The 25,818-nt window shown below is 62.6% G+C and carries 26 protein-coding genes; 16 read left to right on the forward strand and 10 right to left on the reverse strand.

The annotated features are described in order from the left end of the window. Positions 1–210 precede the first annotated feature (210 nt). Positions 211–816: a GNAT family N-acetyltransferase gene (locus tag GTW23_RS05580; protein WP_152008164.1), complete on the forward strand. Its 606-nt coding sequence runs from the start codon at positions 211–213 to the stop codon at positions 814–816. Between the two features lie 147 nt (positions 817–963). On the opposite strand, the gene GTW23_RS05585 is transcribed toward GTW23_RS05580, so the two are convergent. Then, positions 964–1,494 (reverse strand): phasin family protein, encoded by a 531-nt coding sequence (locus tag GTW23_RS05585; RefSeq protein ID WP_252914949.1) that lies wholly within the window; start codon positions 1,492–1,494, stop codon positions 964–966. 249 nt (positions 1,495–1,743) lie between these two features. Here GTW23_RS05585 and GTW23_RS05590 point away from each other — a divergent pair, with 249 nt between their 5' ends. The 8 genes from GTW23_RS05590 to GTW23_RS05625 all read left to right on the forward strand — a co-directional run bounded on the left by GTW23_RS05590 (position 1,744) and on the right by GTW23_RS05625 (position 10,482). Continuing rightward, complete coding sequence (locus GTW23_RS05590; protein WP_252914950.1) at positions 1,744–2,178, forward strand: phasin family protein; 435 nt, start codon at positions 1,744–1,746, stop codon at positions 2,176–2,178. 285 nt (positions 2,179–2,463) lie between these two features. Continuing rightward, positions 2,464–3,399, forward strand: coding sequence for an ornithine cyclodeaminase family protein (locus tag GTW23_RS05595; RefSeq protein ID WP_252914951.1), 936 nt, complete (start codon positions 2,464–2,466; stop codon positions 3,397–3,399). Between the two features lie 281 nt (positions 3,400–3,680). Next, positions 3,681–4,385, forward strand: coding sequence for a DUF6656 family protein (locus GTW23_RS05600; RefSeq protein WP_252914952.1), 705 nt, complete (start codon positions 3,681–3,683; stop codon positions 4,383–4,385). A 372-nt stretch (positions 4,386–4,757) separates the two neighbouring features. Beyond that, positions 4,758–6,149, forward strand: coding sequence for an exonuclease domain-containing protein (locus tag GTW23_RS05605; RefSeq protein WP_252914953.1), 1,392 nt, complete (start codon positions 4,758–4,760; stop codon positions 6,147–6,149). Between the two features lie 4 nt (positions 6,150–6,153). Then, a complete protein-coding gene (locus tag GTW23_RS05610) occupies positions 6,154–7,188 on the forward strand; it encodes a hypothetical protein (protein ID WP_252914956.1) in 1,035 nt (344 codons plus the stop codon). Positions 7,189–7,747: 559 nt separating this feature from the next. Beyond that, positions 7,748–7,888, forward strand: a complete 141-nt coding sequence (locus GTW23_RS05615) for a hypothetical protein (RefSeq protein WP_252914958.1) — start codon at positions 7,748–7,750, stop codon at positions 7,886–7,888. Positions 7,889–8,485: 597 nt separating this feature from the next. Continuing rightward, positions 8,486–10,015: a catalase gene (locus tag GTW23_RS05620; protein WP_252914960.1), complete on the forward strand. Its 1,530-nt coding sequence runs from the start codon at positions 8,486–8,488 to the stop codon at positions 10,013–10,015. Between the two features lie 158 nt (positions 10,016–10,173). Then, the gene (locus GTW23_RS05625) at positions 10,174–10,482 is read left to right on the forward strand and encodes a hypothetical protein (RefSeq protein WP_252914962.1); all 309 of its coding nucleotides are present in this window, start codon (positions 10,174–10,176) and stop codon (positions 10,480–10,482) included. Positions 10,483–10,514: 32 nt separating this feature from the next. Here the strand turns inward: GTW23_RS05625 and paaE are convergent, their stop codons facing one another. The 6 genes from paaE to GTW23_RS05655 form a co-directional block, all read right to left on the reverse strand. After that, complete coding sequence (gene paaE, locus GTW23_RS05630) at positions 10,515–11,603, reverse strand: 1,2-phenylacetyl-CoA epoxidase subunit PaaE (protein WP_252914963.1); 1,089 nt, start codon at positions 11,601–11,603, stop codon at positions 10,515–10,517. Between the two features lie 11 nt (positions 11,604–11,614). Continuing rightward, positions 11,615–12,157 (reverse strand): 1,2-phenylacetyl-CoA epoxidase subunit PaaD, encoded by a 543-nt coding sequence (gene paaD / locus GTW23_RS05635; protein ID WP_244615139.1) that lies wholly within the window; start codon positions 12,155–12,157, stop codon positions 11,615–11,617. A gap of 5 nt (positions 12,158–12,162) precedes the next feature. After that, entirely contained in the window at positions 12,163–12,924 is a 762-nt protein-coding gene (paaC, locus tag GTW23_RS05640) for a 1,2-phenylacetyl-CoA epoxidase subunit PaaC (RefSeq protein ID WP_252914964.1), read from the reverse strand. After that, positions 12,924–13,217 (reverse strand): 1,2-phenylacetyl-CoA epoxidase subunit PaaB, encoded by a 294-nt coding sequence (gene paaB / locus GTW23_RS05645; RefSeq protein WP_152008176.1) that lies wholly within the window; start codon positions 13,215–13,217, stop codon positions 12,924–12,926. The genes paaC and paaB overlap by 1 nt, the downstream gene beginning before the upstream one ends. Continuing rightward, positions 13,214–14,209 (reverse strand): 1,2-phenylacetyl-CoA epoxidase subunit PaaA, encoded by a 996-nt coding sequence (gene paaA / locus GTW23_RS05650; RefSeq protein WP_252914965.1) that lies wholly within the window; start codon positions 14,207–14,209, stop codon positions 13,214–13,216. The genes paaB and paaA overlap by 4 nt, the downstream gene beginning before the upstream one ends. A gap of 98 nt (positions 14,210–14,307) precedes the next feature. Then, a complete protein-coding gene (locus tag GTW23_RS05655; protein WP_252914966.1) occupies positions 14,308–15,198 on the reverse strand; it encodes a PaaX family transcriptional regulator C-terminal domain-containing protein in 891 nt (296 codons plus the stop codon). 164 nt (positions 15,199–15,362) lie between these two features. On the opposite strand from GTW23_RS05655, the gene GTW23_RS05660 reads away from it, so the two are divergent. From GTW23_RS05660 to GTW23_RS05670, 3 genes are all read left to right on the forward strand, one after another. Next, positions 15,363–16,079, forward strand: coding sequence for a hypothetical protein (locus GTW23_RS05660; protein ID WP_252914967.1), 717 nt, complete (start codon positions 15,363–15,365; stop codon positions 16,077–16,079). Between the two features lie 227 nt (positions 16,080–16,306). Then, a complete protein-coding gene (locus tag GTW23_RS05665; RefSeq protein ID WP_252914968.1) occupies positions 16,307–16,795 on the forward strand; it encodes a peptidase associated/transthyretin-like domain-containing protein in 489 nt (162 codons plus the stop codon). A 38-nt stretch (positions 16,796–16,833) separates the two neighbouring features. Beyond that, the gene (locus tag GTW23_RS05670; protein WP_252914969.1) at positions 16,834–17,412 is read left to right on the forward strand and encodes a ferric reductase-like transmembrane domain-containing protein; all 579 of its coding nucleotides are present in this window, start codon (positions 16,834–16,836) and stop codon (positions 17,410–17,412) included. A 67-nt stretch (positions 17,413–17,479) separates the two neighbouring features. Here GTW23_RS05670 and paaZ read toward each other — a convergent pair whose 3' ends face one another. Then, entirely contained in the window at positions 17,480–19,516 is a 2,037-nt protein-coding gene (gene paaZ / locus GTW23_RS05675) for a phenylacetic acid degradation bifunctional protein PaaZ (protein ID WP_252914971.1), read from the reverse strand. Between the two features lie 60 nt (positions 19,517–19,576). Then, the gene (locus tag GTW23_RS05680) at positions 19,577–21,640 is read right to left on the reverse strand and encodes a 3-hydroxyacyl-CoA dehydrogenase NAD-binding domain-containing protein (protein WP_252914973.1); all 2,064 of its coding nucleotides are present in this window, start codon (positions 21,638–21,640) and stop codon (positions 19,577–19,579) included. Between the two features lie 112 nt (positions 21,641–21,752). On the opposite strand from GTW23_RS05680, the gene paaG reads away from it, so the two are divergent. The 4 genes from paaG to GTW23_RS05700 all read left to right on the forward strand — a co-directional run bounded on the left by paaG (position 21,753) and on the right by GTW23_RS05700 (position 24,995). Continuing rightward, positions 21,753–22,544, forward strand: coding sequence for a 2-(1,2-epoxy-1,2-dihydrophenyl)acetyl-CoA isomerase PaaG (gene paaG / locus GTW23_RS05685; protein ID WP_252914975.1), 792 nt, complete (start codon positions 21,753–21,755; stop codon positions 22,542–22,544). Next, on the forward strand, positions 22,541–22,984 hold the full coding sequence (paaI, locus tag GTW23_RS05690) for a hydroxyphenylacetyl-CoA thioesterase PaaI (RefSeq protein ID WP_252914977.1): 444 nt from the start codon (positions 22,541–22,543) through the stop codon (positions 22,982–22,984). The genes paaG and paaI overlap by 4 nt, the downstream gene beginning before the upstream one ends. A gap of 78 nt (positions 22,985–23,062) precedes the next feature. Continuing rightward, positions 23,063–24,373: a phenylacetate--CoA ligase PaaK gene (paaK, locus tag GTW23_RS05695; RefSeq protein ID WP_252914978.1), complete on the forward strand. Its 1,311-nt coding sequence runs from the start codon at positions 23,063–23,065 to the stop codon at positions 24,371–24,373. A 4-nt stretch (positions 24,374–24,377) separates the two neighbouring features. After that, a complete protein-coding gene (locus GTW23_RS05700) occupies positions 24,378–24,995 on the forward strand; it encodes a TetR/AcrR family transcriptional regulator (RefSeq protein ID WP_252914979.1) in 618 nt (205 codons plus the stop codon). A gap of 99 nt (positions 24,996–25,094) precedes the next feature. Here the strand turns inward: GTW23_RS05700 and GTW23_RS05705 are convergent, their stop codons facing one another. After that, positions 25,095–25,700, reverse strand: a complete 606-nt coding sequence (locus GTW23_RS05705; RefSeq protein WP_252914981.1) for an NAD(P)H-dependent oxidoreductase — start codon at positions 25,698–25,700, stop codon at positions 25,095–25,097. Between the last annotated feature and the right edge of the window lie 118 nt (positions 25,701–25,818).

The raw sequence follows: 25,818 nt of genomic DNA on the forward strand, positions 1-25,818 counted from the left end.
CTCCATCCGATCACCCGCGTCCCGCCTCGCTTTGCTTGACGCACTGTCCCTTTCGGCCCTCCAATGCGGTGAGGCCAGCGCAGGGGCGGGTGCATGAGTGGCGAACACGGAATATGACTTTAGTCACATAAATGTGTGTTGCATTTGCTGCATTGCAGCATTAGATCGTAGGCAGGATCTTTCGGGAGGAATGACCGTTGGAGGTCGACAATGCTCTTGAAGTTTCTTTTCAAACCGCGTGAACCGCAAGTTGCTCTAAGCGAAGACATCAGGCTGAGGTATCTCGGCCCCGCTGACGCGAGTGCCTTCCGCGATCATATTCACGAACTCCACTTCGAGGATTTCCGTGACCGGTTCAACGGTCTGGTGTCGGACGAATGGCTCGACAAATACATCGCCCGCTCGCTGAACGAAGCCATCGTCATCGGCGCCTTTGCCGATGATCACCTGGTGGCGGTCGCCGAATTGCACACCGGCGGGCGGATTGAACCGGGGCAGGGTGAATCGGCCTTTTCCGTGGCGTCGGACTGGCGCCACAAGGGGCTCGGAACGATGCTCTTGAAGGCGCTTCTGCGGGCTGCTTCTGAAAATGACATTTCTACCATCATCGTCATGACCGGTTCGCAGAACCACGCGATGAAGGCGCTGGCGCGCCGCTTCGGTGCGAAGATGCAGTTTGCCGGAGACCAGTCGGTCGGGCGGATCAATGTCGCCGACGGGCTCAGGCTCGCCGGCCGCAAGCTCAAGAGCCGTGACTTCGCGCTGCCGCCGCCGGTGGTGGGTGAGGCGCCCGCAATTTCAGGATCGCTCATATAAGAAACTGATTCAGCTTGATGCCAATCTGAATCCGTTTCTGTTTGCAAGCTTCTGATATCGCTTGGAAATGTCTTCTGTTGAGTGCAGGCGCCCGGGAGCGAGGGTCGCGTCCCGGGCGTCGTTGTACTGTCTTGTCAGAAACCTGGATCAGGCGGCCGTCTTGGTGAGGCTCCAGGCTTTGAGCGCAGAGTCCTGCGTTGTGGCGGCGACCTCCGAGGCTGTCTGACGGGCGGTGTCGGTCAGCTCGCGGAAGCGATCGAAATTGGCGCTGGCGCTGTCGCGCACAAAATCCGCCTGGATCTGCATGGCCTCGGGCAGCGTCTTTGCCGTGGCGAGCCTTTCGGCAGCCGAAAGCGCATGGCCGGAATTGGCGGCGGAGATGTCGATCATGGTTCTGGCCAGACCGGCATAGGCGCCGGCGAGGGACATGGCGGCGTTGCCGGCCTGTGCGTTGAGTTCTGTCGCGCCCTTGCGGGCGTCCTCGACGCGGGCCTGCGCGGTTGCGGCCTGTGCGGCGACGAAGTCGCGTGCGGCGGCGGGCACGTCAAGGCCGGGACGCAATGCGTCGAGCGTGTCGTTGATGATCCGGCCGGCTTCCGCGGCTGCCATTTCCGGCGTCGTCCCGGACGTGCTGGTGTTGGTCTTTGTATTTGTGTTGGTCCTGGTTGTCTTGGTCATGGTGTCATCCTCGTTGTGAGCAATGGTTCGGCTTCGCTCGTTGCGACACGAAGCTTCGATGTGATACCGCAAAAAATTGTGCGATGCACAATAAATGGTGCGTTGCGATATGGATTCAAGGGTGGAGAAAAAACCTGCCACGGGCGGCGGCGTGATGCCGCCAAGTCTGATAGGATCGGCCGCAGGTGCCGCTGCGGCGGCCAACCACAGCAACCGGCGGGAGGGCCCGCCACAACCCGGAGGACTTTTATGACCGACAAGAAGAACACCGACGACCTGGTCTCCATGTTCATGAATTTCGGCAAGGACATGAAGCTTCCTTCCCCCGACCTCGAGGCCATTGTCGAGCGCCACAAGAAAAATCTGCAGGCGCTCGATACCGCGGCCAAGACCGCCGGCAGCGGCGCCTCGGAGATCATGGCGCGGCAGCGCGCGATGGTGCAGGAGGCGCTTGAGGAAATCTCGGCCATGGCCGAGACCGTCAAGGGTGGCGGCGGTCCGCAGTCGCTGATGACCGCCCAGGCCGAATTTGCCAGGCGCTCGTTCGAAGCCGCGATCAAGAACACCAGCGAGATTGCCGGGATCGCGCAGAAATCCTCGACGGAAGCCTTCAAGGTGCTGCAGCAGAACATGCAGGAGACGCTGGAGGAAGCGCGCCGTGCGATGACGCAGACGAAGAAATAGCAGGCGGCCTCAACCGCAGAGATCCTGTCCGGCCGGTGGCGCAGCGCGCTGCCGGCCGGTTGCCGTTTGCCGGGGCAAGTGCACCGGACGCCCCGGGCGGCGCAGTTCGGGCGCCGGTTTGGGGCGCGGGGTTGAAAGCGGCGCGCCGGGTCAGTTAGATGCAGGCCGACCGGCCTTCCGGGCCGGGGCCGGGTCAGGGCCGGGTCGGGAAACGGTCCCCGGGCCTTTTCCGGCACATGCCTGACGGGCCGGATCGCGAGAGTTTTGCAGCGAGAGGGAGTGAATATGCGCATTGTTACCGGAGACGACATTCGATCGGTCTGTTCCTGGCCGTTCGCGGTGGAGGCGCTGAGGGCCGGGCACCTGATGCAGCCCGCTGATCTGCGCGATTCGCTGATCGAGCAGGCGGGCCGCAAGATGCTGGTGCGCACGGCCTGGATCCCGGGCCTCGCCTCGGGCGTCAAGGCGGTGACGATCTATCCGGACAATCCGTCCCAGACCCCGCCGATGCCTTCGGTGCAGGGCCAGGTCTTGCTGTTTGACGAGGCGCGCGGCCACGTGGTCGCCGTGCTCGAGGGCGTCGATCTGACGGCCTGGAAGACGGCGGGGGATTCCGCACTCGGCGCCTCCTGCCTGGCGCGGCCGGATGTCTCCACCATGCTGATGGTCGGCGCCGGCTCGATGGCGCGGCCGCTGATTGACGCGCACCGTTCGGTGCGGCCGTCGATCGACAGGGTGATGGTGTGGAACCGGGGCCAGGCCCGCGCCGCCGAACTGGTGGCGCAGCTGACACGCGACGGCATCGCCGCCGAGGTGGTGCGCGATCTCGACGCTGCTGTTGCCCGCGCCGGGCTGATCTCCTCGGCCACCATGTCGACCGAGCCGCTGATCAGGGGCGACATGCTTGCGCCGGGCACCCATGTCGACCTCGTCGGCGCCTACACGCCCTCGATGCGCGAGGCCGATGATGCGGCGCTCACCCGCGGGCGGCTGTTCGTCGACAGTTTCGCCACCACGGTCGGCCATATCGGCGAGGTGATGATCCCGATGGACGCGGGCGTGATTGCGCGCGAGGACATTGAGGGCGACATGCACGCGCTGGTGCAGGGCCGGGCCGGGCGGCAATCGCCCGAAGAGATCACGGTCTTCAAGAACGGCGGCGGCGCGCATCTCGACGTGATGATCGCCCATGCGATCCATCTGGCGCTCGAGGAAAAGTAGGGGCACGTCCGGCGATAGCGCGAACCGGCCTGGCCCTTCTGCCTTCCGGGCTCGAACAGCGCCGGCGCGTTCTCGCGCCAAATTCACCGGTTCTGCCGGCCTGCCGCCGGCCTCTGCTGCCGGCCCCGGGCGTGCGCTCCCCGGGCAGGCCGATGGCCTTGCCCGATGGCTCGGCGGGGCCAGCCCAAATCTCATGGGCCGTTTCTGGGGGGAGGGGTGAAGCAATTGGTTAACCATTTAAGCCGATAGATTTGCTCAGGAAACCGGAGCCCGGGCGCGAAATGTCGATGTTCAGATACTATGCCGCCAAGTCAAAGGGGCAGGCGCTTGTTCCCGCCAAGGCGATCCACACCAATTTTCTCAGAACCGGGCGGATCAACCGGCAGGACGACTGGGTCGCGGAAGAACGCCGCTACCTGACCGAGGAGGAAGTGGCGGAGCGCACCGGCAAACGGCTTGAAAAGGCCGGCAGGAAGACGCACCAGCGGCTCAACGGCTTTCACCGCAAGATCCGCTTTCCCGAGATCATCTTTCACAAGACGCTGGCGACCGCGCCGCATCTCGGCTACGTCCACGTCACCGCCTCGAAGGCCGATTTCGCCGACCACAAGGATGTCACCTGGGGCTTCTACATCGCCAATTTCTCGGCCGAGATCGGCGCCGAGAGTGGGGACGACATCGACGCAGGCAAGGCCGTGGTCCTCCCCGCGGAGCCTGTGGCGGCCGGCGCCGGCGACAGCATCACCGAGCAGGCAGCGCGCGAACATTTCTTCCACCACGTCAAACCCGGCTACTCCCGGATGTATTTCGCCGTGGCGATGAAAAACGCGGAAGGCGGCGAAAACCGCCGCCAGGTGATCAACCGCGACATCCGCGACAACGGCGTCCTGTTCCGCACCGCCGACCCGAAGACCGCGCTGAAGAACGTGCTGATGCTCGGCGCCCGGAACGCGGAGCTGAGGAAGATCGTCGAAGCGATCGGGTGAGGGGCTCAAGGTAAGCAATGGGAGCAGGCGGTTGGCGCGTTGGGTACGTACGGCTTCAATGGGGCTGGAAGCGGGCCTTAAAGGGTGGCAAGCACCTGAAACATAAATTGACGGAGCAGACGTTGGTGGCTCGAACCAAGTTTCCCCAATCAATGATCTCTGCGGTGTTCCGAATTAATTCCCCAACATAAATAGTTCAAAGTATTGTAAAAAAAATAATAGAGGCCGTCTTTATGATAAGGCTTCTCCGCAGCTGTATATTTTTGAATTTGGTAATTAGTGCTTGATTCTCTAGCGCCGCTTTCCGCTGGACCTGAAATTCGTTCGAGGTTAGTGTTAAATCATACGTTTCTCAAAGCGAGAGTTGTTGCGATGCCGTTCATATTTTATGATTTAGAAACTTCTGGCCTCTCAAAACCTTTCGACCAAATACTCCAGTTCGGCGCAATTTATGCCGATGATGATCTGAATGTAATCGATCAGATCGATCTTCGATGCAGAAGACGGCCGGAGGTTGTGCCTTCTCCTGGTGCGATGCTTGTGACAAACTTAAAACCAAGTGACCTAGAAGAACCCAACCTCTCTCACTACGAGATGGTCCGGCAGATTGTGGCTTGGATTTCAGATAAAGTTCCAGCAATTTTCATTGGTCACAATAGTTTGGATTTCGATGAAGATTTCCTCCGCCGTTGTTTCTATAGAACACTGGAAGCCCCCTACCTAACGCTGCAGAACGGAAACACTCGCGCAGATACGATGATCATTGCGCACGCGCTACATCATCATGACACTAAGAATATTGCAGTACCTGAAGTCGGTGGGAAACCCAGCTTTAGACTCGGTCCGCTGGCAAGGCTGAACGGCATCGATTTCGATGAATCGACAGCTCACGATGCCTTTGCCGACATTGTCGCGACTCTAGAATTGGCCAAGTACATGCGCGATGCATCTCCCGTCGTATGGGACCAAATGCTTAAGAATGTGAATTTGGCGGGAATCAACGAGCTTCTCAAAGGAAGTTCTCTTAACTATATGTCAGCCGTGTACTTTGGTCGACCTTTTGGCTTTGCTGTGGCAGAGATCGGTCGGAGCGTAGATAATCAGAAGGAAATCGCGCTCTTTGACCTAGCGCACAATCCCGATGATTACGTGAACCTCGGCGTAATGCAGTTGATTAGGGTCCTAGGAAAATCCCCTAAAGTGATTCGAGTAGCGCAGGCAAACAAACAGCCAATTCTCATGCCTCCGACGCTTCCGGGAGCTTTTTTGAAACCTAATGGGCCCGACCTTCAAGAGTTGCAACGTCGGGCAAATGTGGTGGTGAATGCCACCCACTTTTCCGAAGCCGTCGGGGAGGCCTTGCCGCAACGATATTTGCCAAAGGATAAGTCAGCATACGTCGAAGAGCAGATATTCGATGGTTTTTTCGCCGACGAAGACGTCGCCCTCATGAATCTTTTCCATCATTCAGATTGGCCTGAACGTACTTCGATCGTCACAAAGTTCTCAGATCAACGCCTTCACGAAATTGGCAATATGATTATCTGCGAAGAAGCACCTCAATTTGCAACAGAAACCCAACTTGATGAGTATGCTCAATGGGTGAGTTATCGCAAAACCACGAGCGATGCAGTTCCATGGACAACGGTAACAAAAGCAGTTGTCGAAGCAAACGACCTAATGAATGCCAACCCCGAAAAGGCCGATCAAATTTCAGAAATCAAGGACTACCTGATTTCGCTTGCAGATGGTGCCTTTGAGTAAGGCAATGGCAGTTTATCAACTAACACTACCGGCAAGAGTAGATACTCCGGCGTCACTACGTATCGCACGAGAGTTGATTGATCACTCCGACGCGGATGCGATCATGCTTGATTTCGGCAATGTCTCTTGGGTTGAGCCATTTGGAATGTTGTACATTTCAATGACCATTCAGTCAGTTCGTGTGAGGTTTCCAAGACTACGCGTTTTTGCTCAAAAATATCATGATCAGGGCTATGCTATTCATATGGGCTTTCTACAGCACTGCGGAATTTCTGTAGGTAACCGTTGGAGATCTACCCCTGGTAGCGAGACTTATTCACCAATTACAGAAATTAAGCTGTCTGAATTGGAAGCGAGGGCTTTCTCGAACAAAACGGTTGTGCAGGATGAGATTGAAGCCGCCGCGCAAAAACTGGCGGCTCTTTTGATCCGCGACCCAACCGAAACCAATTTGATCGACGTTGTTCAATATTCAATTCGCGAGTTGGGGAGGAACATTGCAGAACACAGCAGCTCTCCCAGCCTGCTTTATTGCGCTCAATTCTGGCCAACCAAGCAGCGGATTGAGGTTTGCATAGCGGACTGCGGTGTCGGATTGCTTGAGACACTAAAAGAAAATCCACATCTGACAATCGAAACCGACGCCGATGCTATTAAAGCAGCCATTTTGCCGGGAATTTCAGGCAAACCAATATCGAGAAAGGCCAGCTATGAAGACCCGTGGGCAAACTCCGGTTTTGGGTTGTTCATGTTAAGCCGGTTGTGCGCTCGCGGTGGTAACTTCTTCTTGGCCAGTGGTAATAACGGCCTTCTCATAAGTGAAGGTTCCGAGCATTTAGTCGAGGCTGGATGCCAAGGCACGGCTGTTCGCATGGTTATGAACACTAAGGAGGTCGGAGGTTTGTCAGAATCTCTGCAACGGATTGCAGCTGAAGGTTCTGCAGTTGCAAAGGAAATCACTGGTAGCGAAACGGTCGGACCTTCAAGGGCGTCATCAATGGTGCGCCGGGTTTTTCACATCAAAAGTCCAGATGAATAGATGCAGACAGCTTCAGTAAAGATTTTGCCATGCCGAAAGCCGCAAGACAGAACAAATCTAGCCCATCATCGAAATGTGTTGGCCCAAGTCGGGTTAAATTTTGGACAGAAATGTAAGTGACGAACTTGGTAAGCCGCAATTGCTGCTTTCCGCAAAATCAAGATGCGATTCTAGTTATGCCAAATGGCGGCTCTCCGCCTTGTCAGGGCTTAAGCGCGGTCAATGGCGAATGCTGCAAACGCGTACTCGGTGCAAAATCGCGAAAGACCGAGGTGGCGGCGCAAAGCGGTAGCAGACGATGATCTCTACTTGGTTGCTTATGCAACAAGGACAGCATGGTTCCTCGGCTCGGAGGCCGAGGATGACGATCAAGAGAGGCTGAGGTTATCGACCGGGAGGTCGGGTAGGCTCGTGCACTTTCCCAACCCACCACCCCCGCAATCCCGCCCATTCCCCACAAAATTCACCCCATCTTTTCCACACCTCCCATCCCCGTGGCAGACTCGGTCCGCTCCCGCTGCCGGATGGATCGCGAACGTTTCGAGCCAGGCGGGAGGGAATGCCCCCTGATCTGGTGCGCAAACGTCAGCGTGTCGGGCAGGGGGAGGCGATGGCCAACGTGGTTCCGCTGGCGGGCGGCGCTCCTTCGGGAGCGCCGTGCAAAGCCAGCCACCGGGCCGGGGTCCTGTTGCCTGCCTGACGGGCGGGGTGGATCACCGGCGCGGGCCTGTGGCGGACATGGCGCATCTTCTCGCGTCAGGGTCCGTGCCGGAACACGCGCCCAAAGCATCTCCCGCGGCCCGTCCAGGCCGCGGCCGGGGCAACCCGGGTGGAGGGCCCTGAAGAGGGGCGGGTGAGTAAGCCAACCTCCACGTGCGTGCGAGGCCGACGCCTGTCGGGTGGGGACACCATCCGGTGAGTTCCGGGCCGCGCGCTGTCAGCGCCACCCAAGTGCATGTCGCGTTCAAATGGTTTCATTTGAACGATAACGTACATGCACCACTAAAAACCTCTTACCTGAGGCACTGCCCGCGCGCGGCCCTCCGGACTATCCTTTCCCACATCCCGGCGGCGGTGCCGCGCGGGCCGGTTCCGGCTGTCCGGATGGCGGCTGGCGATGGCGGTTGGCGATGGCGTCGGGCGATGGCTGCGGGGGACGGCCCGCTGGGCGCCCGAAACCTTCGTCCGAAACCGGCATCCGGGCACCTCATCGCCCGGGCCGGCAATTTCGGGTTGCCGGGGGAACATTCGCGGAGCGGTTGAGTTGTCCTCGCTTGAGACACAGGAGAGGCGCAGCATGACGAAGAAGCAAGACATTCCGCACACCACCCCCCACACGACAACCGATGCCGGGATCCGGGTTCAGAGCGACGAGCATTCGCTGACCATCGGCCCCGACGGACCGATCGTGCTCAACGACCATTACCTTCTCGAGCAGATGGCGAATTTCAACCGCGAGCGCATCCCCGAGCGGCAGCCGCACGCCAAGGGCTCGGGCGGCTTCGGCCGATTCGAGACGACGCAGGACGTGTCGCGCTACACCAAGGCGAAGATCTTCCAGCCCGGCGCGTCCTGCGAGGTGGCGATGCGGTTTTCGACGGTCGCCGGCGAGCGCGGCAGCCCCGACACCTGGCGCGATCCGCGCGGCTTCTCGGTCAAGATGTACACCGAGGAAGGCAATTTCGACATGGTCGGCAACAACACGCCGATCTTCTTCATCCGCGACCCGATGAAGTTCCAGCATTTCATTCGCAGCCAGAAGCGGCGCGCCGACAACGACATGCGCGACCATGACATGCAGTGGGATTTCTGGACGCTGTCGCCCGAAAGCGCCCACCAGGTCGCCTACCTGATGGGTGACCGCGGCATCCCGAAGACCTGGCGCGAGATGAACGGCTATTCCAGCCACACCTATTCGCTGGTCAATGAAGAGGGCGAGCGGTTCTGGGTCAAGTTCCATTTCCACACTGACCAGGGCGACGGCAATGCCTATCTGAGCCAGGACGAGGCCGACAGGCTGGCGGGCTCCGACGGCGATTTCCACCGCCGCGACCTGTTCAACGCGATCCGCGACGGCGACCATCCGAGCTGGACGCTGAAATGGCAGGTGATGCCCTTCGAGGACGCCAAGACCTACCGCATCAACCCGTTCGACCTGACCAAGGTCTGGCCGCATGCGGACTATCCGCTGATCGAGGTCGGCAAGCTGACGCTTAACCGCAACCCGACCGACTTCCACACCCAGATCGAACAGGCGGCGTTCGAGCCCAACAACATGGTGCCGGGCATCGGGTTGTCGCCGGACAAGATGCTGCTGGCGCGCGGCTTTTCCTATGCGGATGCGCACCGGGCGCGGCTTGGCGTCAACTACAAGCAGATCCCGGTCAATGCCGCCAGGAGCCCGGTGCACAGCTATTCCAAGGACGGCGCGGGGCGGACGGAGAATGTTTCGGACCCGGTCTACGCGCCCAATTCCTATGGCGGGCCTGCGGCGCAGCCGGCGCCCGAGGAGGCGGGCCTCTGGCATTCGGACGGCGACATGGTGCGTGCGGCCTACACGCTGCGCGAGGATGATGACGACTGGAGCCAGGCCGGCGCGCTGGTGCGCGAAGTGATGGACGAGGACGCGCGCGGCCGCCTGGTCGACAGTGTCGTCGGCCATCTCTGCGACGGGGTCAGCGAGAAGGTGCTCGAGCGCGCCTTCGAGTACTGGCGCAACATCGATGGCGAGACCGGCGAGAAGATCGAGAAGGGCGTGCGCGACAAGCTCGGCGGCAAGTCCGACGCGCCGGGCATGGCCTCGGCCGAAAGCATCGGCGGGAAATAGGCCGGAATGAACCGGACCTGGTGAGGCGGGCTCAGGCGGGCCGCCTCACCAGCGGGTCATCTTGCCTGTTTGCCCGCATGGCCGTAAATTGCGGTGAGCGGTCGAAGGTGCAGCCTGGCGCGATCGCCTGCATATCAGGCCATGGGATGGAGACGGGAATGGGCTTCTGGCTGGAAAATCCGATGGCGTTCCTGGCCGATTTTATCGCGCCGGCGATCCTGGGCTTCGTCTTCGCCTATCGATGGGGTGCCGTGCGCGGGGTGGCTTTGGCGCTGGTTCCGCTGCTCTTGGTGGTGGCCGTGCTGTTCTTCCTGCAGGTTTCGCCCGGCGTCAATCCGGACGGCTCGACCCGGCTTGACAGCGCATTGGGCTACATGAGGTTCGACGCACCGATCTGGGTGCCGGTGTTCGCCGTCGGCGTGGCGCTCGGCTGGGCGCTCGGCCGCAACCGCCGCGCGCCGGGCTGAGCTGACCCGTCTGCCTGCAGGATCTCGATTTGCTACTGCGCGTCGAAATCCAGCACCAGTCTGTCGGTGTCGGGGCGCGCCTGGCAGGAGAGTGTAAAGCCGGCCTCGATTTCCCAGGGTTCGAGCGAGAAGTTCTCGTCCATGGTGGCCGTACCCTCGACGATCCTGCAGCGGCAGGTGCAGCACATGCCGCCGGCGCAGGAATAGGGCAGGTCGAGCCCGGCTTTCATGGCGGCGGTCAGCACGGTGTCGGCGCTTGCGTCGACTTCGATGGTGCGTCGGGCGCCGTCGAGGATGATCTCGACCGAGGCGCCGTGTTTCGCGCCATTGGCCGCGCCGTTGGCTTTGGCCGGGGCGGGCTTCGGGGTTGAACCGGGCGCGGGGGTGAAGAGCTCGAACTTGATCTTGTCCTCGTCAACGCCGAGCGCGGCCATGGCGGTCGAAGCCGAGCGGATCATCGGCTCGGGGCCGCAGATATAGATGGCGTCTGCGGCTTTCGGATCGATGACGCCGAGAGCCGCCAGGTTTTCGAGCTTTTCGGCGTCGAGGCGTCCGTTCATGATCTCGACGTCCTGGGTCTCTTCGTCCATCACGTGAAGCAGCGTGAAGCGGGTGGTGTAGCGGTCCTTGATATCGTTGAGATCGTCGCGGAACATGACGCTCGAGGAATTGCGATTGGCATAGAGCAGGGTGACGCTCGAGTCCGGCTCGCCGGCCAGCACCGACTTGGCGATCGACAGGCAGGGTGTGATGCCGGAGCCGGCAGCGAGCAGCAGATAGTCATGGTCGCCGCCGATCTCGGCGGTGAAACGGCCCTGCGGCGGCATCACCTCGATGCGGTCACCCTTCTTCAGTGTCTGGGCGAAGCTCGAGAAGCGTCCGTCGGCGATGCGCTTGACGCCGACTGTACGGCGGTCTTTCTCGTTCAATGGCGAGCAGATCGAATAGGACCGGCGCATGTCCTCGCCGTCCACCTCAGCGCGCAGCGTCAGGTACTGGCCCGGCAGGAAGGCGAAGGCGTCGCCGAGGTCCTCGGGGATGGCGAAACTGATGGCCACGGCATCCGGGGTCTCGTTGCGGACAGCGGCGATTTCGAGCGTGTGGAAGCGGGGTGCGGCCATCGGTCAGATCCTCAGATGCACTTGAAATAATCGAAGGGTTCGGCGCAGTCGTCGCAGCGGTAATGCGCCTTGCAGGCTGTCGAGCCGAATTCGGAAACCTTGGTGGTGTGCGCCGAGCCGCAGCGCGGGCAGGCGATCACGTCTTCAGCAAAGAAGGCGCGGCGGCCTCCGGAGGATCCCACCGGCGGGGCGATGCCGTAGGCGCGCAGTTTCTCTCGGCCTTCCTCGCTGATCCAGTCGGTGGTCCAGGCGGGCGAGATCACGCGCTCGATCCTGGCCTCGATGTCGGCGTCGAGCAGCGCGGATTGCACCGCCATCTCGATGGCGATCACCGCGGGGCAGCCGGAATAGGTCGGGGTGAGTCTGACCACGATAAGGCCCGCGTCATCACGGGTGACCGAACGCAGGATGCCGAGATCGGCAACGGTGACGCACGGCACTTCCGGATCAGGCACGCCGCTTGCCACCTCGAGCGCGCGGGCGAGCTCGAAATCGGCAACGTCGTTGCGCGCACCATTGTCCCGGCCTTCGCTCATGGTCGGTGACTGGCTCACGGTGGTCACCACGTATGGCCGGGATAGGCGCGCTGCATGAACTGCAACTCGGCCAGAAGGTGACCCATGTCCTCGCCATGGTTGCCGTCGCGGCCGCCCTTCTGCATGACGCGGATCTCCGGCAGCTCGAGTTTGGCGGCGTTGAACACCGTGGCGACGGTCTCGTCCCACTCGGCGCGCAAGGTGTCCGGGTCGGGCAGCAGGCCGTCGGCGATGGCCGCAGCCCGGGCCGGCGAGGCCATGAACAATTCGCCGGTGTAGCGGTGCAGTTCGATCACGGCGTCCGCCATGCGCGCAGCGCTCTCATCCGAACCGTCGCCCATGCGGATCACCCATTCGCCGGAATGGCGCAAATGATAGGCCATTTCCTTCTCGGCCTTGGCGGCGATGCCGCGCAATGTCTCGTCCGACGAAGTGGCGGCGACCGTGCGCCAGAACGGCTGCATGAAGGCTGCGAAATAGAGCTGGCGCAACATCGTGTGGGCGAAGTCGCCGTTGCGGCGTTCGACCAGCAGGCAATTGCGATACTCGCGCTCGCGGCGCAGGAAGGCGAAGTCATCTTCGCTGCGGCCCTTGCCCTCGAGCTTGCCGGCATGGGCATAGAGCGCGCTGGCCTGGCCGAGCAAGTCGAGACCCATATTGGCAAGCGCCAGTTCCTCTTCCAGGATCGGCGCATGGCCGCACCATTCCGACAGGCGATGGCCGAGGATCAGGCAGTCATCGGCGATTTCGAGGATGGCGGGGACGCAGGTTTCCGGCGCGGCCATCACATGTGCCCCACTTCATCGGGAATGTCGTAGAAGGTCGGGTGACGGTAGATCTTGTCGTCGGCGGGCTCGAAATTCGGTTCGGCAAAGGACGGATCGGAGGCGGCGATATCGGACGAGCGGACCACCCAGATCGAGTTGCCTTCGCCGCGGCGCGTGTAGACATCGCGGGCGGCCTGAAGCGCAAGCGCTGAATCGGCGGCATGCAGCGAGCCGACATGGCGGTGGTGCAGGCCGTTGCGCGGGCGGATGAAGACTTCCCAGAGCGGCGTAAGGTCGTGCTTGTCGGTCATTCTGCGGCCTCCCGGGCGATATGCTGATTGTCTGCGCGTTTCTTGGCGTGGGCGAGGGCGGCCTCGCGCACCCAGGCACCGTCGTCCCAGGCCTTGTTGCGGTCTCGGATGCGGTCGCGGTTCATCTGGCCGTTTCCGGACACCACTGCCTTAAACTCGGCCCAGTCGATCTCGCCGTGGTCGTAGAGCTTGGTCTCCTCGTTCCACTTGAGATCCGGATCGGGAACGGTGAGGCCGAGATATTCGGCCTGCGGCACGGTGGCGGTGATGAACTTCTGGCGCAACTCGTCGTTGGAGAAGCGCTTGATCTTCCATTTCATCGACTGGTCGGAATTGGTGCTGTCGGTGTCTGAGGGACCGAACATCATCAGCGACGGCCACCACCAGCGATCGAGCGCGTCCTGTGCCATCTGCTTCTGCTCTTCCGAGCCGCGGGCGAGCGTCATCATGATCTCGTAGCCCTGGCGCTGGTGGAAGCTTTCTTCCTTGCAGACGCGGATCATGGCGCGGGCATAGGGGCCGAAAGAGCAGCGGCAGAGCGGGATCTGGTTCATGATCGCCGCGCCATCGACCAGCCAGCCGATGGCACCGATGTCGGCCCAGGTCGGCGTCGGGTAATTGAAGATGGAGGAGTACTTGGCCTTGCCCGACAGAAGCTCCTCGGTCATCTGCTCGCGGGAGACGCCCAGCGTCTCGGCGGCGGAATAGAGATAGAGGCCGTGGCCGCCTTCGTCCTGCACCTTGGCGAGCAGCGCGATCTTGCGGCGGAGCGACGGCGCGCGGGTGATCCAGTTGCCCTCGGGCAGCATGCCGACGATTTCCGAATGCGCATGCTGGCCGATCTGGCGGACCAGCGTGCGGCGGTAGCCTTCGGGCATCGGGTCGTTGGGTTCGATCTTTTCCTCGCGGTCGATCCGCGCCTGGAAGGTTGCGAGAAACTCTTCCGATTCCGTGGTGCTTGAATCCGCGCCGATAAGGCCCTGACTGTACATGGCTGACGTCCTCCGATGTTGAGTCCGTTATATGTTACAGGTTTGAAGTATGTCAATACCAACTTGTAACATATGACTCAAAATGGCAGGCCTGTTGTTCAGCCGCCGAACCGGGAGGCAAGTCGGGCGTCGGGCGGCGGCAGGGCTCCTGACGGTGTCGTGGCGTTGTCATCAAGCCACGCTTCAGAAGCGGGCAGCAACTCAGCGTAGATTTGGGCAATGAGTGCGCGGGTTGCGGGCTCGGGATCGTCCGGCTGGATCAGATCGGCGGGGATCGACTGAACCCGGAGCGCCACGCGGCGCCATTCATGGATCATCAGGCATCTGAGCGCCATGGCGTCTTCGGGCGAGGGCGCAGGGACCTGCTTGAGGGCCGCGGCAACCGGGAGATAGGACTGGCGCAGGCTCTCGATTTCATCGGCCTGCCTGACTGCGGCGATGTGAGTGCACATGGATGCGCCGGCAAGGATCACGGGCGCTTCGGCCAGCGTCGCGCCGGTATGGACCAGATCCGCCGGAAGAGCGTCGAGGCGGGTGAAGACCAGCATCACCTGCGATGCAATCTGCAGCGCACCTTCCGCTTCCAGCGCCTGCAAGGCCGTTTCCGGCAGAGGTCCCGGTGCGATCACCAGGGTTCGCGGCGTATCGGCAGGCAGCAGCGAGGAAGCCGCATAGATGCGGCGTTCGGCAGCGCGGACGGTTTCCCCAACGGCGCCGGAGAGCTGATAGAAACTGTTGCGGCCCTCGCGGCTGCGCTCGATCCAGCCTTCGGCGGAAAGCCGTGAGACGGCGGTGCGCACTGCGCCCGCCCCGATGCCCATGCGCTGCATCAAGCCCTGCAGGGCCGCAGCCGACACCACGCCGCCGCGCGGCCCGATCGCGTCACCCATGAAGGTGACGATCATCGACCACGCCGAAAGCTGCTGTGCGGCCTGAAGGGCTTCGAGGCGAGTCGAAATGGCCGCTGTGATTGGATCAGGGTCGCGCATGGGGGAAGGGCAATAGCCGGTTTGGTGTCCCTGTGGAAGAGGGTGCCACGCTGATCCATTCCGGATGTTCCGGGTTTGCCGGCATGCGATAGGGGGCGGCTTTGTTTGACGCTACCAATCCCCCTGCCATACTGCTTGCTCTTTCCGGATTGCGAGGGCACAGGATGAATGCCGATCCGCGCGCCATAATGGCGGCGAAAAACAATGCGGACCTTTACGCCGCCGTGTTCTCCGCCCATGGGCTGGAGTTTACGCGAAAGCCGTATGGCTTCATCGGTCAGGACAGGCCGCCGCCCTATTACTCCAATCTGTCCGTGTCGTTGCCCGGTCATGCCGACGAGGTGACTGCCGAGCTTCGGGCGCTGTCGGAAAAATTCGTTGCAGGCATCGGTGTGAAGGACAGTTTTTGCGAGTTGGCTCTTGAGTGGAACGGCTTCGAAGTCCTGTTTGGAGCCTCGTGGATCTGGCGGGGGCCGGGTCGCGACGAGGTCCCCGGCTGGATCCGGATCAACAGAGCGGCCGGGCTGCAACGCTGGGAAGCGGCATGGAAACAGTCGGGATCGCCGACGCCGCATATCATGTTTCCTGCAGCCTTGCTGGAACGGGCCGACACGGTCTTCCTTGGCCATGTCGTTGATGGCGCGATCCTGGCGGGCTGCATCGCCTCACTCTCGGATGACTGTGTCGGCATCTCCAATGTGTTTTCGGTTTCCAATTCAAGCGAGGTTTTTGCGCAAGCCACCGCCGCTGTGAGCGGCCTGGCGCCGGATTCGCCGATTGTGGGGTATGAATCCGGCGATGATCTCGCGCATGCGCTCAATGCAGGCTTTTTGCCGGTGGGGAACTTGCGCATTCTGGTGGCGCGGAAGGCGCGGTTCTGAACCTGCGCAGCGCCTGCGCATAGAACAATTGCCTTCGGTTCAATTCCGGTGACTGGCTGTCGGACTGCAGACATTATGCACCGGCTCACGAAGCTGTGAACTGGTTTTCTGTGCCTGACGGTAAAGCTGCCTTGGGATTGCCGACATGTGCACTATCCTTTCGGGCATGTACGGTCGCGCGAAGCTTGCGGCCGATCGGCTGACACTATGCGACAGGAGAAAGCTGCATGACCGAAGTCTTCACCACACGCCGCAGACTGCTTGCCGCCACGGGTGCGACGGTTGCCGCCGGGATGTCCGGACTGATCCTGCCGGCACGGGCCGCAGGCCTGGCTCCGACGCCGACGATGCGGGGCGGGGCCAACAATTATCTTCCGGGCGCGCCGATCGTCGAGCGGATCGGGGCGGGCGGCTTCTGGATGACCGGCACGGTGCGCCGCGCCGGTGACGGGGCCCCGCTTGCAGGCCAGCGGGTCCAGATCTGGGCGCATACGACCGAGGGCCACGAGCGCGATCCCGAAAGCCACGGCGCCACGCTGACAGACGCAAACGGCGAATTCCGGCTGGAAATGCCGCAGATCGTCCCGGCCTTCGGCCAGGCCCATGGCCATCTCGCCTATGAGGGTGACGGATTCGAAACCGTGTTTCTGCGTCCGGTGATGGCGAGCCCGAACGATACCACCCTTCATGCAGACTTCGTGCTCAAGCCCGTTTGAGCGAGGTGGCTGCAAGAGCCGGCGGCCGGACCCGTTCCATGCTGGTCTGGGCCGTGCTGGCGATCACGATCTGCGTGCCGATTGCCGCGGCAGCAGCCAGCCCGCTGCTGGCATGGCGGCAGCCGGTCTACATCATTGCCGGTTTCGCGGGAATCGCGGCCATGGCGCTTCTCCTGCTGCAGCCGCTCCTGGCAGCGGGTCTGCTGCCGGGACTGACGCTCCAGCGCGCGCGCCGAATCCATCGCTGGATCGGTGGTGCTCTGGTCGCCTTGGTGGTGCTGCACGTTGGTGGGCTCTGGATTACCAGCCCGCCTGATGTCGTTGACGCTCTGCTGTTCACGTCGCCGACACCATTTTCCGCGTGGGGCGTCATCGCCATGTGGGCGCTGTTTGGCGCTGCCGTCCTGGCCGGGTTGCGGCATCGGCTGCGTCCACGTCTGTGGCGGCGCGTGCACACGGCACTTGCACTGGTCATCGTCGCGGGAAGCATCGTGCATGCGCTCTTGATCGATGGAACGATGGAAACCGTTTCAAAGGTCGCACTCTGTGCCCTAGTGCTGGTTGCGACACTCAAGGCCGTGGCCGGGGCGCGGGCCTGGACGATCAAGCGGCGCTGAAAACCATTGACAATGGACGGTCCACTTCCCCCAGCTTCTGCCGGGAAAACGAGCGGCCCCTTGCCCGTCATTTCTCGTAGGCGTTCATCGTGTGCAGCTCGTACTCGGCGACGTCGTCGCCGTCCTGATTGAGGACCGCCACGTGCCAGCGGACTTCGCCGTACTCGTCGGTGCGGCGGGTCTTGCGCTTGACGGTCAGCTGCACCGAGATCGCATCGCCGGGCGAGACGGGTTTCATGAACTTGAGGCCGTCGAGGCCGGTGTTGGCGAGCACCGGGCCGGGGGCAGGCTCGACGAACAGGCCGGCGGCAAAGGATAGCAGCAGGTAGCCGTGGGCGACGCGGCCGGGGAAGAACGGGTTGGCCTTGGCCGCCTCCTCGTCCATGTGGGCGTAGAAGGTGTCGCCGGTGAAATGGGCGAAATGCTCGATGTCCTCGAGCGTGACCACGCGCGGGCCGGCTTCGATGGTGTCGCCGATTTCGAGTTCGTCGAAGGTGCGGGTGAACGGGTGGACGGGGGATTTCGGCCTGGCGGCGCCCTTGATCCAGGTGCCGGTGATGCCGGAGATGATGTCGGGGCTGCCCTGGACGGCGGTGCGCTGCATGTAGTGCATGACGCCGCGGATGCCGCCCAGTTCCTCGCCGCCGCCGGCGCGCCCCGGGCCGCCATGGACCATGTGCGGCAGCGGCGAGCCGTGGCCTGTCGCTTCCTTCGCACTGTCGCGGTTGTTGACATAGATGCGGCCATGGGCGGCGCCGGCGTCGATGAGCAGCGAGCGGGCGACGGCGGGATCATGGGTGATGACGGAGGCAACGAGGCTGCCCTTGCCGCGGTTCATCAGTTGCCCGGCATGGGGGAGGTCGCGGTAGGGCATCAGGGTTGCCACCGGGCCGAAGGCCTCGACCGAGTGCACGGCCTCAGCCGCATCCGGATCGTCGCAGGCAAACAGCATCGGGGCGACGAAGGCGCCCTTGGCCTTGTCGGCGCCATCGACCGCGAACGCGTCCTGGTCGCCGGCGAGCTGGCGGCATTCGGCGGCGATGCGGCTTGCCTTGTCGAGCACGTCGGCCTTCTGCGCGGCAGACGCCAGCGCGCCCATCCGGGTGGTCTCGAGCGCCGGGTCGCCGATGCGGATTGTCGAAAGTTTCCCGGCAACGGCGTCGCCGACCGGGCCGATGAGGGCCTGAGGCACGATGATGCGGCGGATGGCGGTGCATTTCTGGCCGGCCTTGGCGGTCATCTCGCGCACCACTTCCTTGACCAGAATGTCGAATTCGGGGCTCCCCGGCGTGACGTCGGGGCCGAGCACGGAGGCGTTGAGGCTGTCCTGCTCGGCGACGAAGCGGACGGAGTTTTCGAGCAGATGCGGACTGGAGCGCAGCATCAGCGCGGTCTTGGCCGAGCCGGTGAAGCCGACCACGTCCTGGTAATCGAGCCGGTCGAGCAGATCGCCCAGACCGCCCGAGACCAGCTGCACCGCGCCTTCGGGCAGGATGCCGCTCTCGACCATGCGGCGGACGCATTGCTCGGTGACATGGCAGGTGGCGGTCGCCGGTTTGACGATCGCCGGCATGCCCGCGAGCAGGGTGGGCGCGAGCTTCTCGAGCATGCCCCAGACCGGGAAGTTGAAGGCGTTGATGTGGACGGCGACGCCCTTGAGCGAAGTGGCGACATGCTGGCCGACAAAGGTGCCGCCCCGCGAGAGCATTTCCAGCTCGCCGTCGACATAGATGTGGCCGTCGGGCATTTCGCGGCGGCCTTTGGAGGCATAGACCATCATGGTGCCGATGCCGCCGTCGATGTCGATCATCGAATCCGGTTTTGTGGCACCGGTGGTGTAGGACAGGGCGTAGAGCTCGTCCTTGAACTTGCCGAGTTCCAGCGCCAGGGCTTTGAGCATGCGGGCGCGGTCGTGGAAGGTCATGGCCCTGAGCGCGGGACCGCCTTTGGTGCGGGCGAACTCAATCATCGCTTGCGTGTCGAGCGAGGCCTGACCGGCGGTGGCCAGCGGCTCGCCGGTGACCGCGCTGGCGATGGGACGGGCGCCGTCATCGGCCGGCAGCCACTGGCCTGCGACGAAGCTGTTCACATTGATCAAACCCATGTCTCTCTCCCTTTTGGCGGCTGACCGCCATCTGTCTTGCGCCCATGCGGCGCGGGATGATTATCCCTGAAATATTTTCGCGGCCTTCCACGAGCCGGGGCTCTGGGCCTCGATCGCGGCAAAGGCCTCGCGCATCCGCTCGATGCCGGTCTCTTCCGCCCAGAACATCGGGCCGCCGAGATGCTTGGGGAAACCATAGCCCTCGGTCCAGACGATATCGACCGCGGCATCACTTGTCGCGATGCCCTCTTCGAGGATCAGGTTGGCCTCGTTGACGATGGCCGCCATGATCCGCATCGTGATCTCGTCGGAGGTAAAGGATTGCCCGCCGGTCGAATGCTCGCTGCGCCATGCGGCGACCATGGTCTCGATCTCCGGGTCCGGCTGGCCGGCCCCGCCGGTGTGATCGTACCAGCCCTTCTTCATCGGGCTGCCGCGGCCCTGACGGCCGATCTCGCAGAGCCTGTCGGCGATATCGACATAGCGGCCTGGCCAGGTGCCGGCGGCGAGCTGGCGCTTGCGGTTGGCCCAGCTGATCTGCAGCCCGGTGCGGTCCTGCAGCTCATAGGGTCCCATCGGCATGCCGAGTGCGCGCATGGCCTTGTCGACCTCGTAGGGCGAGGCGCCGTCGGCGATCATGTAGTCGGCCTGGCGGCGGTAGGCCGAGAGGATGCGGTTGCCGATGAAACCGTCGCAGACACCGGTCTCGACCGGGATCTTGCCGAGGCCGCGGGCAAAGGCGAAGGCGGTGGCCATGGTCTGGTCGGCAGTGGCGGAGGTGCCGACGACTTCGACGAGCTTCATGATGTTGGCGGGCGAGAAGAAGTGCAGGCCGAGGAAGCGGCCCGGTCCGGGCAAGCCTTCACTGATCAGGTTGGGATCGAGATAGGAGGTGTTGGTGGCAATCAGCGCGTCTTCGGACATGACGGCGGCAAGCTCGGCGAACACGGCGCGCTTGACGTCCGGGTCCTCGAACACCGCCTCGATGGCGATGTCGGCGTCAAAGGCTGCGGCGTAGTTGGCGCCGGCGGAGAGACTGGCGCGGCGGGCCTCTGCCTTGGATTCGGTGATGCGGCCCGACTCGAGATCCTTGGCGATTATGGCTTCGACGCGTCCGCGTCCGGCCTCGGCGCTTTCGGTGTCTCGTTCGAGAATGGTCACCCGATGGCCGGCGGCGAGGCTGGCGGCCGTGATGCCCGCACCCATCAGGCCGCCGCCGACAATGACGACATGGTTGATCGCGGCCGGGGTGAAGGCTTTCAGGCGATCGGGCCTGGTGACCGAACGGCTGGCGAAGAACAGCCGGCGCAGCGCGCGTGACTGGGCGCTGGCGCGCAGCTCGAGATGGGTCTGGCGTTCGATCTTGCTGCCTTCGGCAAATGGAAGCGTTGCCGCCAGCGCCGTGGTTTCAAGCGCGATCATCGGCGCGTCGGCGCCCTTGGCGGATTTTGCGATTTCCGCCTTCAGCGCCGTCAGGTCGGCGTTCTCGACCGAGCGGTCCGAGGTGTTGACGGGACGGGCGGGCAGAGCGGCGCGGAAAGCCGCGAGGGCCTGCGTCGGATCGCCCGAGAAGACGAGATCGAGACCGCCGAACTCCTCGAAAGTCTTTGTATTCACCGGGTTGCCATTCGCAGCCATGCGGGCGGCGCGCTCGAGCCCGATCACGCGCGGCAGGCGCTGGGTGCCACCGGCGCCGGGGATCAGGCCGAGGTTGACTTCGGGAAGGCCGAACCTGGTTTTCTCGTCTGCGATGCGCCAGGCGCAGGCGAGAGCCAGTTCCAGTCCGCCGCCCAGCACGGTGCCATGCATGACGGCGATGAACGGGGTCGGGCTTGCCTCGATGGCGTCGAGCACGTCGGGCAGGTGCGGCAATGGTGGCGGGCCGGCGAACTCGGAAATGTCGCCGCCGGCGACGAAGGTGCGCCCGGCGCAAACGATCGCCGCCGTCTCGCATTTGCCCTCGTTGACCCGGCGGACGGCGTCCATCAGGCCTTGTCTGACGCTGACCGAGAGGGGATTGACCGGCGGATTGTCGATGGTCACCAGTGCATGGCCATTTTCTATCGCGACATCGACCACCTTCTTCTCCTGAATTGTCCGAGAGGTGGATGAAGGCGTGGTCACAGTGGTGGCTCCTCGATGGCAGGCGGGAAATTTTAAGTGTCAAATACCGTACGATTATTAATTGACCAACCGGTCGGCTTATGCAACCATTATTTTTCAGGAGGACCCATCGATGAGTGAACCGGTACTGCATTCCTGGAACGGCGGTGTGCTTGAAATCACGCTGAACCGGCCAGATCGTTTGAACTCTTTCAATGACGACATGCATGTCGCCCTGGCCGAATGTTTCGACATGGCGCGGGATGATGCGCGCTGCCGGGCAGTGCTTTTGACAGGTGCGGGGCGCGGGTTCTGCGCAGGCCAGGATCTGTCGGCGCGGGACCCGGCCAAGATGGACGGTCCACCGGATCTGGGCGACACGCTGACCCGGTTCTACAATCCGCTGATCCGCCGCATCCGGACGCTGGAAAAGCCCATCGTCTGCGCGGTCAACGGAGTGGCGGCGGGGGCCGGAGCCAATCTGGCGCTTGCCTGCGACATCGTGCTGGCGGCGCGCAGCGCCAAGTTCATCCAGTCGTTCTCACGGGTCGGGCTCATTCCAGACGCCGGCGGTTCGTGGATGCTGCCGCGGCTGATCGGCGAGGCGCGGGCCAAGGCGATTGCCATGACTGCCGAGCCGGTGACCGCCGAGCGCGCCGAGCATTGGGGCATGATCTGGAAGACCTATGACGACGCCGAGCTGATGGACGAGGCGCGAGCGCTCGCCGCCCGCCTTGCCGTGGGACCGACCTTCGGGCTGGGCCTGATGAAAGACCTGATACAGGCGGCTGCCGGGCAGGAACTCGACCCGCATCTCGATCTTGAAGCCGAGACCCAGCGCGAGGCCGGCTTCTCCGCCGACTACGCCGAGGGCGTGCGCGCCTTTCTTGAAAAGCGAGAGCCCAAGTTCGAGGGCAGCAAATGAGCCCGATCTCGGATCAGGAACGCGCCGAGCGGTCCTCGGAGGCAATGCTGAGGGACGATCACACCACCAAGGGCATGGGCATGAACATTGATGCGGTGGGGCCGGGCAGGGCGACGCTGTCGATGGTGGTGCGCAAGGACCATCTCAACGGTCATGGATCCTGCCATGGCGGTGCGATCTTTACGCTCGCCGACAGCGCATTTGCGTTTGCCTGCAACAGCCACAACACGATCACCGTGGCGCAGCACTGCTCGGTGACGTTTCTGGCGCCCGGACGGGAAGGCGACCGGCTGACCGCAACCGCGCGCGAGGTGACGCTGGCCGGACGGTCCGGCGTCTACGATGTCAGCGTGACCCGGCAGGACGGGGTGACGATCGCCGAGTTCCGCGGGCTGTCGCGGACCGTATCGGGCACGCATTTCGAGGAGCCTGCCGCCTGAAGCGGCGGCATAACAGAATTTGGGAGAGGGTGTGCCGGTTTCGCAGGAGCCGCCGCCCCGGTATTGCAGGAGAACCCGATGCTTGATTTGACGCCCGACCGGGCAAGTCTCGATCCGATCGAAACCGCCTCGCGCGACGAGATTGCCGCGCTGCAGCTCAAACGGATGAAATGGTCGCTGGCCCATGCCTACGAGAACGTGCCGCACACCAAGGCGTCGTTTGACGAAAAGGGTGTGCATCCGGACGATCTGAAGACGCTGGCGGATCTTTCCAAGTTTCCGTTCACCACCAAGATCGACCTGAGGGACAACTATCCCTTCGGGATGTTTGCGGTGCCGCGCGAGAAGGTGGTGCGGATCCACGGATCTTCGGGCACAACCGGCAAGCCCACCGTGGTCGGCTACACGGCTTCCGACATCGACATGTGGTCCGATCTCGTGGCGCGGTCGATCCGGGCCTCGGGCGGGCGCCCGGGCGATATCGTGCATGTCTCCTATGGCTACGGCCTGTTTACCGGCGGGCTTGGCGCGCATTACGGCGCCGAGCGGCTCGGCTGCACCGTGGTGCCGATCTCGGGCGGCATGACCGAGCGGCAGGTGCAGCTGATCACCGATTTCAAGCCGCAGGTGATCATGGTGACGCCGTCCTACATGCTGTCGATCCTCGACGAGTTCCGCCGGCAGGGTATCGATCCGCGCGAGAGTTCGCTTGCCGTCGGTATTTTTGGCGCCGAGCCGTGGACCAATTCGATGCGCGGCGAAATCGAGCAGGCCTTCGACATGCATGCGGTCGACATCTACGGGCTCTCCGAGGTGATGGGGCCAGGTGTTGCCAACGAGTGCGTCGAGACCAAGGACGGGCTGCACATCTGGGAGGATCATTTCTATCCCGAGATCATCGATCCGGTCACCGGCGAGGTGCTGCCGGATGGCGAGATCGGCGAACTGGTGTTCACGACGCTGTCCAAGGAAGCGTTGCCGATGGTGCGCTACCGCACCCGCGACCTGACCCGGCTGCTGCCCGGCACCGCGCGCTCGATGCGGCGGATGGAGAAGATCACCGGACGGTCGGATGACATGATCATCCTGCGCGGCGTCAATGTGTTTCCGACCCAGATCGAGGAGCAGATCCTCAAATGCGCAGGCCTTGCGCCGCATTTCCAGATCGAGCTCTCCACCAATGGCCGGATGGACGATATGACCGTGCATGTGGAGTGCACCATCACGAGTGCGTCCGAAGAGGCGCGCACGGCGTCGGGCAAGGAACTGGCGCACCACATCAAGAGCGTGGTCGGGGTCACTGCCCGGATCAATGTCGCCGAGCCGGGCAAGGTGGCGCGCTCGGAAGGCAAGGCCAAGCGCGTGGTCGACAACCGGAACCGGACCTGAGGCCATGGCCCGGACCATCGCCAAGGATCATGAGGCAAAACGCGAGGCGATCCTGAAGACCGCCGCGGTGTTCTTTGCCAAACAGGGGTTTGACCGGGCCTCGATGGTCAAGCTCGCGGATGCATGTGGTGTCTCCAAAGCGTTGATATATCACTACTATCCATCCAAGGACGCGTTGCTGTTCGACATCCTCGACACGCATCTGACCGCGCTTGTGGAGGTGGTGGAGACAACCGCTGCGCAGCCGGGGACCGCCTCGGAGCGGCTACGGGCGTTGGTCCGCGCGATCCTGATCGCCTACCGGGATTCCGACGCCGAGCACAAGGTGCAGCTCGATGCGCTGTCGTCGCTGCCTGAAGACAAGCAGACACATCTGCGGGCGCTGCAGCGGCGGCTGGTTGCGTGCATGTCGGACTGTGTGCGCGAGATCGAGCCCGAACGCTTCACGGCGCGGCCGGAACTGCTGGCGCCGGTGACGATGTCGGTGTTCGGCATGCTCAACTGGTTCTATCTCTGGTACAAGCCGGGCGGGCCGGTGGACCGCGACGCCTATGCCGACATCGTCGCGGATCTCGTCATCGGCGGGCTGCCGGCGGTGTGTTCGGGGGCTGTCAAGAGTTAGGGACAGCGCCAGCTTATCGATTGGCAACGGATTGCCGCATGTTCACCGCTGCGGGGCATGATCTGTCGCGTGTTTGCAGACACCCCCGAAAAAAAGGTATCAGCTTGCACCCTTGGTCTTCCGGGGCGCTGCCAGATTACGACCAACTTGATAGCTTTTTTCCAGCAGCGATTGTCGGCGCTTCAATGACCCGGTTGAACCGTAGAGCAATTCGAGCCTGCGGGGAGAGAATCCGAAGTAGCCAAAGGTTCCCTTGATCCAGGCCGCTTCCAATGCGGAGAGATAACCGGACCTCTTCATTTCGTCCGAGCGGGCGCCCGCCGGTATCAGCAGCACTCCGGAACGGGGGCGTTGCAGTGATCCTTCCGGATTGTCCATCTGATCGTAAGCCCATCCCCAACTCCAGACACGATCAACCCACCCTTTGGTCATAGCCGGCATGCCCCACCAGAACAGGGGGAAGACAAGACAGATGGCATCTGCTCGCGCTATGCGCTCCTGCTCCTTGCCCACATCTGCCGGTATGATTGCCTGGTTCCCTGCTTCGATGTCGGCCATTGACCAGCGTGGATCAAACCCTTCGGCATTCAAGTCCGCAAGCTCAACGGAATGACCAGCAGCTTCGGCGCCATCCATGAACCGTTGCGCAACAGCAGCGCTGAATGAGCCAGGGTCTGGGTGATCAAGGACAGTCAGTACATGCATAATCGAACTCCGCAGAAACAAGTGTTCTGGCAACGGGTCAGCAGAAACAGGTGCAGCATCGAATGAACTCCCGGACACGAAAAAGCCAGGCCACAGCGCCTGTTCCGAGGTAGTGTGA

Source organism: Parahoeflea alexandrii, from assembly GCF_024105735.1.
Taxonomy (GTDB): domain Bacteria; phylum Pseudomonadota; class Alphaproteobacteria; order Rhizobiales; family Rhizobiaceae; genus Hoeflea; species Hoeflea alexandrii.